The organism is Staphylococcus sp. 8AQ (assembly GCF_902506595.1).
GTDB classification, from domain to species: Bacteria; Bacillota; Bacilli; order Staphylococcales; family Staphylococcaceae; genus Staphylococcus; species Staphylococcus pasteuri.
This window is the reverse complement of record NZ_LR733871.1, coordinates 1,615,192-1,631,123: the sequence shown is the minus strand read 5'-3', so window position 1 is coordinate 1,631,123 and position 15,932 is coordinate 1,615,192. Positions and strand designations below refer to the sequence as shown.

Annotated in this window: 14 protein-coding genes; 6 read left to right on the top strand and 8 right to left on the bottom strand. The window is 30.4% G+C overall.

Annotated features, from left to right (window positions below):
- Window positions 1–39 precede the first annotated feature (39 nt).
- A complete protein-coding gene (locus GVY01_RS08150; protein WP_017638534.1) occupies window positions 40–1,245 on the bottom strand; it encodes an MFS transporter in 1,206 nt (401 codons plus the stop codon).
- Window positions 1,242–1,676 (bottom strand): MarR family winged helix-turn-helix transcriptional regulator, encoded by a 435-nt coding sequence (locus GVY01_RS08145; RefSeq protein ID WP_017638533.1) that lies wholly within the window; start codon window positions 1,674–1,676, stop codon window positions 1,242–1,244. The genes GVY01_RS08150 and GVY01_RS08145 overlap by 4 nt, the downstream gene beginning before the upstream one ends.
- Window positions 1,677–1,854: 178 nt before the next feature.
- Between GVY01_RS08145 and GVY01_RS08140 the strand changes: the two genes are divergently transcribed.
- Complete coding sequence (locus GVY01_RS08140; protein WP_017638532.1) at window positions 1,855–2,616, top strand: VOC family protein; 762 nt, start codon at window positions 1,855–1,857, stop codon at window positions 2,614–2,616.
- Here GVY01_RS08140 and GVY01_RS08135 read toward each other — a convergent pair.
- Complete coding sequence (locus tag GVY01_RS08135; RefSeq protein ID WP_231290217.1) at window positions 2,613–2,873, bottom strand: hypothetical protein; 261 nt, start codon at window positions 2,871–2,873, stop codon at window positions 2,613–2,615. The genes GVY01_RS08140 and GVY01_RS08135 overlap by 4 nt on opposite strands.
- Before the next feature lie 202 nt (window positions 2,874–3,075).
- Here GVY01_RS08135 and GVY01_RS08130 point away from each other — a divergent pair, with 202 nt between their 5' ends.
- A complete protein-coding gene (locus GVY01_RS08130; protein ID WP_159333706.1) occupies window positions 3,076–4,326 on the top strand; it encodes a lipid II:glycine glycyltransferase FemX in 1,251 nt (416 codons plus the stop codon).
- A 118-nt stretch (window positions 4,327–4,444) separates the two neighbouring features.
- The gene (locus tag GVY01_RS08125; protein WP_108016854.1) at window positions 4,445–7,609 is read left to right on the top strand and encodes an efflux RND transporter permease subunit; all 3,165 of its coding nucleotides are present in this window, start codon (window positions 4,445–4,447) and stop codon (window positions 7,607–7,609) included.
- A gap of 44 nt (window positions 7,610–7,653) precedes the next feature.
- On the opposite strand, the gene mspA is transcribed toward GVY01_RS08125, so the two are convergent.
- Together mspA and GVY01_RS12535 are read right to left on the bottom strand one after the other, a co-directional pair.
- Complete coding sequence (gene mspA, locus GVY01_RS08120) at window positions 7,654–7,971, bottom strand: membrane stabilizing protein MspA (RefSeq protein ID WP_017638528.1); 318 nt, start codon at window positions 7,969–7,971, stop codon at window positions 7,654–7,656.
- A gap of 99 nt (window positions 7,972–8,070) precedes the next feature.
- Window positions 8,071–8,238: an SE1832 family protein gene (locus tag GVY01_RS12535; protein ID WP_017638527.1), complete on the bottom strand. Its 168-nt coding sequence runs from the start codon at window positions 8,236–8,238 to the stop codon at window positions 8,071–8,073.
- Window positions 8,239–8,365: 127 nt separating this feature from the next.
- Between GVY01_RS12535 and GVY01_RS08115 the strand changes: the two genes are divergently transcribed.
- Complete coding sequence (locus GVY01_RS08115; protein ID WP_017638526.1) at window positions 8,366–9,277, top strand: AEC family transporter; 912 nt, start codon at window positions 8,366–8,368, stop codon at window positions 9,275–9,277.
- 107 nt (window positions 9,278–9,384) lie between these two features.
- On the opposite strand, the gene GVY01_RS08110 is transcribed toward GVY01_RS08115, so the two are convergent.
- From GVY01_RS08110 to GVY01_RS08100, 3 genes are all read right to left on the bottom strand, one after another.
- A complete protein-coding gene (locus GVY01_RS08110; RefSeq protein ID WP_017638525.1) occupies window positions 9,385–10,176 on the bottom strand; it encodes a glucose 1-dehydrogenase in 792 nt (263 codons plus the stop codon).
- 22 nt (window positions 10,177–10,198) lie between these two features.
- Complete coding sequence (locus tag GVY01_RS08105; RefSeq protein ID WP_108016855.1) at window positions 10,199–11,062, bottom strand: GRP family sugar transporter; 864 nt, start codon at window positions 11,060–11,062, stop codon at window positions 10,199–10,201.
- 187 nt (window positions 11,063–11,249) lie between these two features.
- Window positions 11,250–12,143, bottom strand: coding sequence for a GNAT family N-acetyltransferase (locus GVY01_RS08100; protein ID WP_108016856.1), 894 nt, complete (start codon window positions 12,141–12,143; stop codon window positions 11,250–11,252).
- A 166-nt stretch (window positions 12,144–12,309) separates the two neighbouring features.
- Between GVY01_RS08100 and GVY01_RS08095 the strand changes: the two genes are divergently transcribed.
- On the top strand, window positions 12,310–14,448 hold the full coding sequence (locus GVY01_RS08095; protein ID WP_017638522.1) for a DNA topoisomerase III: 2,139 nt from the start codon (window positions 12,310–12,312) through the stop codon (window positions 14,446–14,448).
- A gap of 111 nt (window positions 14,449–14,559) precedes the next feature.
- Complete coding sequence (locus GVY01_RS08090) at window positions 14,560–15,894, top strand: NCS2 family permease (RefSeq protein WP_017638521.1); 1,335 nt, start codon at window positions 14,560–14,562, stop codon at window positions 15,892–15,894.
- Window positions 15,895–15,932: the final 38 nt, after the last annotated feature.

Sequence of the window (15,932 nt, the reverse complement as noted above, 5' to 3'; positions counted from 1 at the left end):
TGTGATGTCTCTAGCTTTTTAATTTATTTGTAGTAACTACTATTCATATGAATATGTGTTTTTAACTTTTTTACCATGAACAAAGAAATATACAATTGTAGTTAGAATGCCTAAAATAGCCATTGCTCCATAAATTTGACTATATGAAATCATATGTGTAAATAAACCTAAGAATGAAGGACCGAAGCCAATACCAACATCTAATCCGATAAAGTAAGTTGATGTAGCTAAGCCATACTTAAATGAAGGTGATACTTTAATTGAAATAGCTTGCATTGATGAAGAAAGGTTACCGTAACCAATACCTAGTAATACACCAGAAAGTAATAATAATCCACTATTAAAACTAAACATTAAACAAATGAAACTTAGTATAAGAGCAATAAATGAAGGGTAAACGACTACATTTTCATTTTTACTATCCATTAAACGACCGGCAATAGGGCGTGTAACTAAAGAAGCCACTGCGTAGAAAATAAAGAAGTAACTAGCCGCACTGACTAAATCACGTTGCTCAGCAAAAGCTTGTAAGTACGTTAATATCGCTGCATAAGTAATACCAACTAATAACATAACAATTGCAACTGGTACAGCTTCTTTAGCGATGAAATTATGAATACTAAAGCCATTTGAACTTGTGGAATTTTGTTCTTTATTCGTAGGATTAAAATCAATATTAATAAATAAGGATAAGATAAGTCCTAAAATGCCTAACACAATACATAACGTAAATAGTAAGGTGATAGAAAATGCATTCAGTAACAAAATACCAAAGAAAGGACCAACAGCTGTACCTAAAACTAAACTTAGTGAAAATAAGCTAATGCCTTCACTTTTACGTGTTTGTGGTGTGACATAAGCTGCGATAGTACCAGTTGCTGTTGTAGCAATTGCAGTTGCAATACCGTTGATTAAACGTACAAACATTAAGAAATAAATATTACCAGGAATAAAATACAATGCTTGAGTTATTACAAGACAGAAAAGACCAAACATTAAAATCTTTTTAGGACCAAATGTATTTACATATTTACCCGTTCCAAAACGACCAATTAATGATCCCACAATAAATAACCCCACGACTAGTCCAGCTAAACTATCAGATGCATGATATTCAGATTTACTATAGCCTGCGATGACTACAATCAATAAATACATACATAAGTACACGAAAAAATTTATGATGAAATTAAGATTGAAGCGTTTAGTAAAGATAGGTGCTTTAATAGATGAAGTTTCACTCATTCTTGACTCTCCTTTAGTATTGTTTCATAAATAATTGACATTGAATTAGTAATTTCTGTCAGTTGTTGCTCATTTATACCAGATTTTTCAATAATTTCATCCTGTATTTCATTTACCTCTTTATTGATAGTTTCAAAAAATTGTCGACCTTCTTCAGTTAAACTTAACCATTTTTGTCGTTTATCATTTCCAGTAGTATAAGAAATTAATTCTCTTTCGAGTAAAACTTTAATAAATTTTCTAGCAGTCGGTTTTTCTATAGCACGACGATAAGATATATTAACTAAGGTCGTTGGTTGAAATTGCGCAATATCTTTTAAAACGAGCCATTGGCCAGTATGAATATTATGTCGTTCTAATATAGGCTGAGTTAATTTAATATAAGGTCGATAAATACTAATAAAACTATTGAAAAATTTGTTGTTAATCATGAGCACACCTCAAAATTTATAATTTAGTTAGCTTAGCTAACCTTTTTGAAACGCAAGATTCATTATAAAACTAAAAGCAATATTTTTCAATACCAATTTAAAGTAAGTTTTTAGAAGTATAATACTTTCAATTTTGTTAAAATAAGAACTGAGAAATGAATAAAAAGGGGACAAAAAGATGGATTTGAAATTTGATCATATCATTCATTATATTGATCAATTAGAGCAATTTAAGTTTCCAGGTAACCTTATCACGTTGCATTCAGGTGGAAAACACAATAAATTTGGAACATTTAATAAGTTATCGTATATAAATGGAAATTACATAGAATTTTTAGATGTAGAAGATCAAGAAAAATTGCAGAAATTAGCTAAAACTGAAGAGGGAAGAGTATCATTTGCTACTAAAATAGCTCAAGATCATTTTAAACAAGGATTCAAAACCATTTGTTTAAGAACAAATAATATTGACGCTATTAAGCAAACACTGGAAGAACGTAATATAGAAGTTATCGGTCCAGTAAATATGGAGAGAGAAACTAAAAAAGGTGAAAAAATAACTTGGCGACTTTTATATATTGCTGATCCTAGTTATATGGTTAAACCACCATTTTTCATACAATGGGATCAAGGTGAAGCTAATCGAGATGCACAGTTAAGACCTTTATATCAAACCCAATTCTCTATAGAGATGATAATGATTACTACTAGTCAACGAGAAAAGACAGTACAAAACTGGCAAAATTGGTTTGATATGCAAGTTGTAAATGAAACTGATAAATACACTGATTTAATTTTAAAAGAAGATCAAATGTACTTTAGAATTGAAGATGGTAAAGAATCTGGTTATCACACTATCGTGTTTAAAGACGCTGAAGCAACATCACCTTATTCAATATATATAAGAGGTGCAAAATATCGTTTTGAACCTAATAATTAATATAGATAAGTATAAGCACTTTGTATGATAATGGCGATATGGACAACTACAATAATAATCGAAGCAATACTTAAATACATGCTAAATTGAGTTGTTCTAATAAGTAAAAAGAACAATGATAAAACGAAACTAAATGCAGCCAGTATGACTCTTAAGCTAAAATATTGGACTGTTAAATCATTATTCAAACTAATGACAATGATAAGAGCGTTTAAGATGATAAATAAAATTAATAGCGTTGGACGCAATTTGAACACCTCTTTCGTAAGAATTTTAGTGTTTTATTATACCAATTTTAAAACTGCTTTAAAAATTATTTAGCTGAAATAAAATAACTTATAGGAATTAAAGAACATGTTTTTAATGTTGTTGTAGATTCATTTATGTGTTTTATCGACACTCATAGATAGACGTTGTATAATTATAGTTATTGTTAATAAAAAGGAGATATTATAAACCATGGAAAAGATGAATATCACTAATCAAGAACATGACGCATTTGTAAAATCTCATCCAAATGGCGATTTACTGCAACTTACGAAATGGGCAGAAACAAAGAAATTGACTGGATGGTATTCAAGAAGAATTGCGATAGGTGAAAATGGTGAAATTAAGGGCGTTGGACAATTATTATTCAAAAAAATTCCGAAACTACCATTTACATTATGTTATGTATCTAGAGGATTTGTAACTGATTACGATAATAAAGAAGCATTATCACAATTATTAGAAGAAGCGAAAAAAGTAGCTAAAGAAGAAAAAGCTTACGCAATTAAAATAGATCCAGACGTTGAAGTAGAACACGGTGCTGAAGCATTGAAAAATTTACGTAATTTAGGATTTAAGCATAAAGGATTTAAAGAAGGTTTATCTAAAGAATATATTCAACCAAGAATGACAATGATCACACCAATTGATAAATCTGATGAAGACATTATTCAAAGTTTTGAAAGACGAAATCGCTCTAAAGTGAGATTAGCATTAAAAAGAGGTACGAAAGTTGAAAGAGCTGGTAGAGAAGGATTAAAAACATTCGCACATTTAATGCAAATTACAGGAGAACGAGATGGATTCTTAACTAGAGATATTAGTTACTTTGAAAATATATATGATGCATTACATGAAGATGGCGATGCAGAATTGTTCTTAGTTAAATTAGAACCAAAACCAGTGCTTGAAACAGTGAATTCAGAAATTAAAGAATTAGAAAATGAAATTGAAAAACTTCAAAATAAAAAGCAAGATAAAAAAACACTAAATAAAATCAATGATGCTAATAATAAAATTAAAAAATCTCAAGATTTAAAAGATGATTTATTAAGACTTGAAAAAGAACATCCAGAAGGTATTTATTTATCAGGTGCATTATTAATGTTTGCAGGTAGTAAATCTTATTACTTATATGGCGCTTCATCTAATGACTTCCGAGATTTCTTACCTAATCATCATATGCAATATACTATGATGAAATATGCTCGTGATCACGGAGCTAAAACATATGATTTTGGTGGAACTGATAATAATCCAGACAAAGATTCAGACCATTATGGATTATGGACATTTAAAAAAGTATGGGGAACTTACTTAAGTGAAAAAATTGGTGAATTTGATTATGTTTTAAATCAACCACTTTACCAACTTATTGAACAAGTTAAACCAAAATTAACAAAAGCTAAAATTAAACTATCACGAAAATTAAAGCGTAAATAGATTTTTTATTATCTGAACGATTCTATAAATAAAGAACGTTCAGATTTTTTTAGAATCATTTTTTAAAATAATAGAATATAGCACTATATATAAATTGATAAAAGGGGACACTAATTATATGATCAAAAAGCTATTGCAATTTTCTTTAGGCAATAAGTTCGCAATATTCTTGATGGTATTACTCGTTATTTTAGGTGGAGTGTATGCTAGTGCCAAGTTAAAACTTGAATTATTACCGGACGTAGAGAATCCTATGATCTCAGTTCAAACAACAATGCCTGGTGCCACACCACAAACTACTCAAGATGAGATTAGCAGTAAAATAGATAGTCAAGTTAGATCGATGGCATATGTTAAAAGCGTTAAAACTGAATCTATCCAAAATGCTTCAATTGTAACTGTAGAATATAATAATGATACAGACATGGATAAAGCTGAGGAACAGTTAAAAAAAGAAATTGATAAAATTAAATTCAAAGACGGGGTCAGTGATCCTGAATTAACAAGAAATTCTATGGATGCATTTCCTATCGTAGCTTATTCTTTAACAGATAAAGATAATGATTTAAAATCAGTAACTAAAAAATTAAACCAGCAACTTATTCCAAAATTACAAACAATCGATGGTGTTCAAAATGCTCAATTAAATGGCCAAACAAATCGTGAAGTAACATTAAAGTTCAAGCAAAAAGAACTTGATGAAAAAGGTGTTACAGCAGATGATGTCGAAAACTATTTAAAAACAGCGACTCGAGAAACGCCGCTAGGGCTTTTCCAATTTGGAGATACTGACAAATCTATCGTTGTCGATGGACAGTTTACATCAGTCAATGCACTGAAAAACTTAAAAATCCCTGCAACGATTGCCGGACAAGGACAAAGTAGTGATAGCAGCGACGATGGAGAGAGCGACAGCTTAATGCCATCTGATCAATCATCAGCGTCCGCTGGTAGTTCTAAACAAAGTTCATCAGGCTCTATGCCTACATTTAAATTAAAAGACGTAGCTAATATTACGGTTGGTGATGAACGTACATCCATTTCGAAAACGAATGGAAAAGATGCAGTAAATTTACAAATAACAAAAGCTCAAGATGCTAATACCGTTCAAGTTGCAAAAGATGTACAGAAAAAAGTAGATGAATTTGAAAAAAATAATAGTGAAATGAAAGCTATTAAAACGATGGATACTGCTAAACCAATTGAAGATTCTTTATATACAATGATTGAAAAAGCAGCATTAGGAACAATCGTAGCTATCGTAGTTATATTGTTATTCTTAAGAAATATACGAACAACAGCTATTTCAGTCATTTCAATACCAATGTCAATATTAATTGCACTCGTAGCATTGAAATTATCTAATGTGTCACTAAATATATTGACTTTAGGAGCATTAACAGTAGCTATTGGACGAGTGATAGATGATTCTATCGTTGTGGTTGAGAATATATATAGACGTTTATCTGATAAAAATGAACAACTCAAAGGTGATTCATTAATCATAAGCGCAACAACTGAAGTGTTTAAACCAATACTATCTTCAACATTGGTTACTATTATTGTATTCTTACCATTAGCATTTGTGTCAGGGTCTGTTGGTGAAATGTTCAGACCATTCGCACTCGCAATTACATTCAGTTTATTAGCTTCATTATTAGTTTCAATCACAGTAGTTCCTGCACTAGGTTCTACGTTATTTAGAAAAGGAATCCAAACTAAACCTCAAAAACAAAAGCATGGAGTAGTCAGTGAGGGATATCAAAAGGTATTAAATTGGTCACTTAATCATAAGTGGATCGTCATCATAATTAGTATTGTATTACTAGCTGGAAGTATTGGCTTAGGTGCTGCAAAATTAGGTACAAGTTATATTTCATCAGGTGATAATAAATTCATGGCGTTAACTTATACGCCTAAACCAGGTGAAACTGAAAAATCAGTGCTTGAACATGGTGAACAAGTTCAAAAATATTTAAAATCTAAAGATAAAGTTAACACTGTTCAATATTCAGTAGGCGGGCCAACACCATCTGATCCTACTGGTAGTACAAATAGTATGGCGTTGATGGTAGATTATGATAAAGATACGCCAAACTTTGAAGAAGAGCCAGATAAAGTATTAAAACATGTTGATTCATTTAAACATCCTGGTCAATGGAAGAACCAAGATTTAGGTACTGGGGCTGGAAATGATTCTATTGAAGTAACAGTTAAAGGTCCTTCAACAGATGCTATTAAAGGTACTGTTCATAAAATTGAAAGTACTATGAAAGATGTAAAAGGTATTAATAATGTTAAATCAGATTTATCTCAAACATATGATCAATATGAAGTAAAAGTTGACCAAAATAAAGCGGCAGATAATGGAATATCAGCTAGTCAGCTTGCGATGAATTTAAATGAAAACTTACCAGAGAAAACAGTTACAACAGTTAAAGAAAACGGTAAGAAAATAGATGTTAAAGTAAAACAAAACAAGCAAACTGATTGGTCACAAAGTAAATTAGAAAATATTAAATTGAAAAAACCAACAGGTGGTTCAATTAAATTAAGTGAAATTGCTAGTCTTAAAAAATCAACTACACCAAGTAAATTGACTCAAGAAGATGGTGATTATTCAACTACAGTTTCAGGTAAGATTACGACAAGTGATGTAGGTGGTACTTCACAAAAAGTAATGTCTAAGATTAATAAAATTGATAAACCACATAGCGTAAAAGTGAATTTTGGAGGCGCAACTGATGACATCAACTCTGCTATATCTCAACTTGCAATAGCTATGTTAGCAGCAATAATTATAGTGTATCTCATTTTAGTAATTACATTTAAAGGTGGATTAGCACCATTCACTATTTTATTCTCATTACCATTTACAATTATAGGGGTTGTATTATCACTTGTGATTACAGGTGAAACTATCTCAGTACCTAGTTTAATTGGTATGTTGATGTTAATTGGTATCGTTGTTACAAATGCCATTGTATTGATAGACAGAGTTATTAATAATGAAAAATCAGGCATGGATATGAAAACTGCTTTAATTGAAGCGGGAGGAACGAGAATTCGTCCTATATTAATGACAGCAATAGCAACTATAGGTGCTTTAGTACCGTTGTTATTTGGTGAAGATAGTTCTATCTTAATATCTAAAGAAATGGCAGCAACTGTTATTGGAGGACTAATATCTTCAACAATATTAACGCTTGTTGTTGTTCCAGTAATTTACGAAATTTTATTCACAATTAAAGATAAAATTTATCGTAAACTAAACAGAAAATAATAAAAAAAGCATCATTCCTCCAAAAAGGAATGATGCTTTTTACTTTAGTATAAAATTAAAGTTAGAATGATATAAATCACGAACAAACCGATTGATAATATATTTAAAATATTAACACCTTTATCATCATTCTTAAGTGTTTTAAATGCAGTAACTTCTACATTTCCAACTAAAAGTAGCAACACTATAAATACCCACCAGTTCTCACTAGGGAACTGCATCGTTGTAATTGCTACAACAAATAACAATAATATACCCATTATGATTCTTAAAATTCTAGTGAAAATTGAATTCATCTTGAATATACTTATGTAACTTACAATTAAGTATAGTAAAGGCAATAAAATTAAGTATAATTTCATGAGTTGACATCCTTTCTTTTCCGAATATATATTAGCACGTTCACATACTTATGACTAGGATGTCTAAAGAAATGTAGTTAAATTGTGACATGTAATTAATTATTGTTCATTTATTTGCTTTCTTACATTGGCCATTTCTTTCTCAATTTCTTCAAGCTGATTGACTAAAGGATCGATATTTTGATTTAATGACTCGCGCTTTTCTAAGTCACCTTGTAGTCTAGTATAATCATATTTTAGTTCTGTTAATTTACTTTCTAAATCCATTATACAATCGCTCCTTAAATTAAAGTATGATTAAATTATAGCATGAAACAAACTAGTTCTAAAATTTATAGCAAATGTGTTAAAGTTATCAATTGAAAGTGTTGAGATACGTGAAAGAAGGGCTAATATGACAGAACAATTTGTAATGATCATTCTTTTAATTGCTTTAGGCTATTTTTTAAAGCGTATTAATTATTTGAAAGCAACAGATAGCCAAGTGCTTTCAACAATAGTATTAAATGTAACTTTACCTTCTTTAGTTATCGTGAATTTAAATAAAGCTGATTTAAACCTATCATTTTCTATTTTACCTATTATGATGATTATCTACGGTGTGGTCTCAAAAATAATTGTTATTTGGAGTTTCCGTAAATACGATAATCAAATGCGTGGTTCTGTTGGTATGATGATTGGAGCTATGAATATTGGATTATTTGCTTATCCATTAGTAGATGCTATATGGCCAAGTAAGGGAATGGTTTATTTTGGCATGGTTGATATTGGTGGCGCAGTTATTATGTTTGGTCTCACTTACTTTGTTGGAAGTTACTTTAGTGAGGGAAGTGACCAATTCAATTTTAAATTCTTAGTTAAGAAATTAATTCAATCTGTACCACTGGTTACTTATATTGTTATGTTTATACTTAATATGGCGAACATTCATTTACCTAATGTGTCTATTGATTTCTTTTCAATTTTAGGAAAAGCTAATATGCCACTATCTATGATTTTATTAGGCGTTATGTTGAACTTTACTATTGAAAAAGCTTATTTACCTGCAGCAATCAAATATCTTTCTCTTCATTATGGAATAGGTCTTATTGCTGGATTAATTGTATATTTCTTCTTACCAGTTTCAGATCAGATGATTAAAACGACATTGCTTATCACATGGTTATTACCAGTTGGTGTGGCAATTATTCCTTATTCAATACAATTCAAATATAAAACACTACCCTTAATAGGGATGGTAACTAATTTATCAATTGTTATAAGTATTGTTATTATATATGTTTATCAAGCGTTCTTTGTTTCATAATAAATAGAAATAGTTATTTATATATAAAAAGCCATGCAATTCATGAGTACACACTACATTAATTTAATGTATGTTACACATGAAAATTGCATGGTTTATTGTTTGACTTAGCCTTTACCTCCCATGAAAGCTGGATAGTTTGTCATACCACCATCTACATAAATAGTAGTTCCGTGGATATAACTAGCTAAGTCTGATGCTAAGAATAATGCAGCATTAGCGATATCTTGAGCATCTCCAATTTCTCTAGCTGGAATCATTTCTAATGTTTCCTCACGAGTTTTTGGATCAGAGAATTTTTCTTTAGTATGTTCAGTAACAACTGCTCCAGGGGATATATTATTAATACGAATTCCATATTGTGCATATTCCATTGACATGGATTCCATCATTAATTTTAATCCACCTTTACTTGAAGCATAGTGAACATAATTTGGCCATGGAATAGTATCATGAACACTTGAAGTATTAATAATAACACCTTTCTTATCTTCTTTTCTAAAGTGTTTTACTGCTTCACGTGAACCTATAAACGCACCTGTTAAGTTGATATCTATCACTTTTTGCCATTCTTCAATCGTCATTTCATGCGATGGTGTTGCTTTTTCAAAACCAGCATTGTTAATCATGATATCTAAAGTACCGAAATGGTCTACAGATTGATTGATTAAATTAATGACATCTTCTTCTTTAGCCATATCTCCTTGAACGAGTAACGCATCTCCACCAGCTTGTTTGATGATATTTACAGATTCTTGTAATGATTCATCGTGTTTATCTGAACGATAGTTAAGTACGACTTTTGCTTTGGCTTTACCAAAATTTTCTGCAAAAGATTTACCGATACCACTACCAGCTCCTGTAATGATAACAACTTTATTTTCTAATTCTTTAAACATGGAAATGCCTCCTAAAAATGTTTTATTTTAGGTTACCTAAAATAATTGCTGCAATAATAATGAGTATGATACCTGACCAAATACCCATCATCTGACGACGGTCTTTTTTCTCTCCTAAAATAAAAATGCCACCAAGTGTAGATACGATAACTAATAATTGAGATAATGAAAAACTAGTTGCAACACCTACTTTAGGTTGAGAATAGAACATAAATAAGTTACCGATTGCCCATACAATACCAGGAATTAAATTGAGGGCAGTAGACTTGATAGACGTTTTGTGATTCATTGAAAGAATGAAACCACCAATAGCCATACCAACAGATTGGAAGAATAGTGCTTTTGTACCACTAACATTGAAGATATCTCCTAGTACAACATAGCCAACATAACCTACTGTTGAAATTAGAAGGATACCCATTGCTTTTTTAAATTCAGGATCATTTGATTTACCTTCATTTTTAGCTTTTAATGATGTTAATGCGATACCTGAAACTAATAAGATCATAGAAATCAGTCCGAATACGACTTGTATCATTGTACTCCATTCGCCTAGGAATATAACACTAAATAAAGTAGTACCAACTAATTGCATACCAGTAGAAATTGGCATCGTTTTTGAAACACCAATTAAATTAACAGATTTCAATTGGTTACCTTGACCAAATGCCCACAATGCACCTGAGAATAATCCAACAATAATAACAGTTAAATCATCAAATGCTGCATTACCTGTTAGTAATAAAATAATACCAACAATGAGTGCACCTAAAGTAGTACCTCTAATTTGATTATAGGGGCCTCCACCTACGAATACATTGATTATTACAACACTACCCCAAAATAGTGCAGGTAATAATGCTATTAAAATATCAAGAAACTGCATATGTTTCTCACTCTCCTAAATAAACGAATTAAGTGCTTCCCCTTTAATAACACTTGAAGTTAATTCTAAAACAATTAAGTTGAATAGTAAAAAACATCGGCTTATTTTAGAAAAGTAAAAAAGGGAGTAGGACAGAAATAAATTTTCCAAAATTTATTTCTGTCCTACTCCCAAGTTCAATCAATATTTAAGTTTCTGGATTAGTAGCATTTTCATGAATGTATTGTGGTTCTAATTTATACTTTTTATATTCATAATTAGTAGTAAAACCAAGTTCATTAAAACGTTCTACGAGCTTACTATTTTTATTTCGAATTTTAAAATAAACTTTATGCAGTTCATAGTGAGAAAAAGCGTAATGCAAAGCATATTCCAATAAATCAAAAGCAATTCCTTTCATTCGATAATCTATGTGAGAACTGAAATATTTAATTTCTGCTTTAGATTTTTGAGGATTAACATGTAGATATAAATAACCTTTTAAAAGTCCTTCGCTTACAAAAAGAAATAGCTTATTATTTTCATCTAATGTATTAACAATATCATTTGCTTCCATTGCATCATGTTTAAATGTCTTATGATGCATTTTTGCAAATGCTCTATGGAAACCTTTTTGATATTCTATGATATTTTGTTCATTATCTAATTCACCAATATCTTGATGTGCCTCTAAATAATAGTCAGTAAAATTATAACTTGCTTTTATTTGTTTAATAAAAGGTTTATAAGTTTGAACGCCTTCTTCAAATGAAAAGTTATATATAGCATTGTCAGGTTGATTTTCTGTCATTGCATTGAATAGGTTTTGAAATAACTGTGGAGTGATGTCAAAATTTGGCTCTATAAAAGGGCCAATTATTTTAAACTTATGCGATTCATAAGAAATCGCAATGATTAATGCTTTTATTTGATTATTATCAGAAATGGCAAAAGCACCAGGAGTTTTAATTGCTTCTTCTAATAAATGATCAAATTCTGCAAATTGTTGAGGTATTTTATATAAATAGGAAGTTACTTGGTAATCAGCAGTTTCAATAAAAGCTTTTATTTTTTTAGGGTCCTTTAACTGAATAATATCCATGTTCTTACCTCCGTACCGTATTTATTAATTTAATTATATGAGTAATTGCATTGAAATGAAAGTTAATATATATACGTACATGTTACAATTAAGGTAACTATTCTTAAAGCAAATTAATCAAACATAAACTTAAAATGTATTAAATATAGAAAGGGAACTATAACTCATGCAATCATTAATTTTAGCGGAAAAACCATCAGTAGCTCGAGATATTGCAAATGCACTGAATATTAATCAGAAAAGAAATGGTTATTATGAAAATAATCAATATATTGTTACATGGGCATTAGGACATTTAGTAACTAATGCAACACCAGAACAATATGATAAGAAATATCAAGAATGGAAACTTGAAGACTTACCTATAATTCCGAAACATATGAAAACAATAGTTATAGGTAAAACTAGTAAACAGTTTAAGACTGTAAAATCACTAATACTTAATCAGAATGTGAATAAAATTATAATTGCTACTGATGCAGGAAGAGAAGGAGAGCTTGTAGCAAGATTGATTTTAGATAAAGTGGGAAATAAAAAGCCAATCAAACGATTATGGATTAGTTCAGTAACTAAAAAAGCAATCAAAGATGGATTTAACCACTTGAAAGATGGAAGACAATATCAACATTTATACGAAGCTGCTTTAGCTAGAAGTGAAGCGGATTGGGTGGTTGGTATTAATGCAACAAGAGCATTAACAACAAAATATGATGCTCAGTTGTCACTTGGACGCGTACAGACGCCAACAATTCAACTAGTACAATCTCGTCAAAATGAAATTAATCAATTTAAACCACAAACCTATTACACACTTACAGCTATAGTGGATGGTTTTGAATTTAATTATGTGTCAAAAAAACAAAGAATTACCGACCAACAAGAATTAAAAAATATTATGAATCAAATAAATAAACAGCAAGGTAATATAGAAAAAGTTGAATCTAAAATTAAGAAAACATTTCCTAAGCCACTTTATAATCTAACTGATTTACAACAAGACGCTTATAATCGATATAAAATGGGGACCAAAGAGACACTAAATACGTTACAAAATTTATATGAAAGACATAAATTAGTAACGTATCCACGTACAGATTCCAATTATTTAACTGCAGATATGGTTTCTACAATAAAAGAAAGATTACAAGCCTTATTAGCTACAGACTATAAAGAAAGTGTTCGTAATTTAATAGGAAAGTCATATTCCGCTAAAATGCATATATTTAATGATCAAAAGGTTTCAGATCACCATGCTATTATACCTACTGAGATAAGACCTGATTTTTCACAATTAAGTAATAGAGAAAGTAAAATATATATGCTTATTGTAGAAAGATTTCTAGAAAGTTTAATGCCTCCTTATGAATATGAAAGTATTAAAGTATACTTAACTGTTAATGGTTATCAATTTGTATTACAAGAAAAAGTTACAAAACAATTAGGGTATAAGGCTTTAAAAGAAAATGAGCAATCAGTTGTTACTCAACATCCTTTTAAAAACAATCAAGTCGTCACTGTCTCAAATTCTAAAATTAAAGATCATCAAACAACACCACCTGACTATTTTAATGAAGGAACATTATTAAAAGCGATGGAAAATCCTCAAAACTATATTCAACTTAAGGATAAAAAACATGCACATACTCTGAAGGAAACAGGCGGTATTGGAACTGTTGCGACACGTGCGGATATCATTGAAAAACTATTTAATATGAATGCAATAGAATCAAGAGATGGTAAAATTAAAGTAACTTCAAAAGGTAAACAAATTTTAGAATTAGCACCTCAAAAATTAACATCACCATTATTAACTGCTGAATGGGAAGAAAAATTATTGCTTATTGAAAAAGGTAAATATAATAAACAGCAGTTTATAAAAGAAATGAAAGAATTAACAACAGAAGTAGTGAACACAATTAAGAATAGCGAACAAAAATATAAACATGATAATTTAACTACAACAGAATGTCCTACTTGTGGCAAATTTATGATTAAAGTTAAAACTAAAAATGGACAAATGTTGGTATGCCAAGATCCATCTTGTAAAACAAAGAAAAATGTCCAAAGAAAAACAAATGCACGTTGTCCTAACTGTAAAAAGAAAATGACTTTATTTGGTAAAGGTAAGGATGCGACATATAGATGTACATGTGGTCATTCAGAAACACAAGCTCAAATGGATAAACGTATGAAAGAAAAATCAAGCGATAAAGTTTCTAAAAAAGAAATGAAGAAATACATGAATCAACAAGAAGAATTAGACAATAATCCGTTCAAAGATGCTTTGAAAAATCTAAAACTATAAATAAATTCGAACAAAAGGAAAAAGAATATAACTAAAGTTCGTATTTAGTATTGTCATTTTAGAGATTTGGTATTAAACTTATTAAGTATTTCAAAAAAAGGAGCATTAGCCGTGAAAAAATACTTCAAGTTCGATGAACATGGTACTAACTTTAAAAAAGAAATTTTAGGTGGTATCACTACGTTTTTATCAATGGCGTACATACTAGCTGTAAACCCTCAAGTATTAAGCCTAGCAGGAGTCAAAGGTGTATCTGAAGATATGAAAATGGATCAGGGAGCCATTTTTGTTGCGACTGCTTTAGCTGCGTTTGTAGGTTCGCTATTTATGGGACTCATAGCAAAATACCCTATAGCATTAGCACCTGGCATGGGATTAAATGCATTTTTCGCATTTACAGTAGTTCTTACAATGGGGATACCATGGAAAGTCGGATTAACTGGCGTTCTATTCTCAGGTATATTCTTTGCAATATTAACAGTAACCGGATTAAGGGAAATAATTATTAACGCAATACCTTATCAAATGAAGATGGCTGTTTCTGCTGGAATAGGGTTGTTTATAACCTTTGTAGGTTTACAAAGTTCAGGAATTATTGTGAAAAATGATTCAACATTAGTTACCCTAGGGCATTTAACGAAAGCACCAGTATTATTAGCAATATTTGGTATTGTTATTACCGTTATTTTATACACTAAAAAAGTACCGGGTTCTATATTTATAGGTATGATAATTACTGCAATAGTAGGAATGATAACTGGACAAATACATACGCCAACTGGCATTGTAGGTCACGTTCCAAGTATTAAACCAACTTTCGGAGCTGCATTTGAATCATTTAAGGATCCAGGTCAATTATTTACTATTCAATTTTTAATTGTTATTCTAACATTCCTATTTATTGATTTCTTTGATACTGCAGGAACATTAGTAGCTGTTGCAACTCAAGCAGGAATTATGAAAGATAATAAACTTCCTAGAGCAGGTAGAGCGTTATTTTCAGATTCATTAGCTACAATTGTTGGTTCTATATTCGGTACAACAACGACTACTTCTTATATAGAATCTACGTCAGGTGTTGCAGTTGGTGCAAGAACAGGATTCGCAAGTATTGTTACAGGTTGCTGTTTCTTACTAGCTTTATTCTTTAGTCCACTAATTGCAGTTGTAACAAGTGCTGTAACTACACCGGCATTGGTAGTGGTAGGTGTACTAATGGCTGCAAACTTTGCGGAAATCAATTGGAAAAAATTCGAAGTCGCTGTACCTGCTTTTATAACAATCATCATGATGCCTTTATCTTATTCAATTGCAACAGGTATAGCTTGTGGATTTATCTTTTATCCAATAACAATGATTATTAGTAAAAGACATAAAGAAGTACATCCAATTATGTATGTATTAATGGTATTATTTATCTTATACTTTGTATTCGTACATGGCTAAATAAAAAATAAGACGCTCGTACTTAAAATAGTACGAAC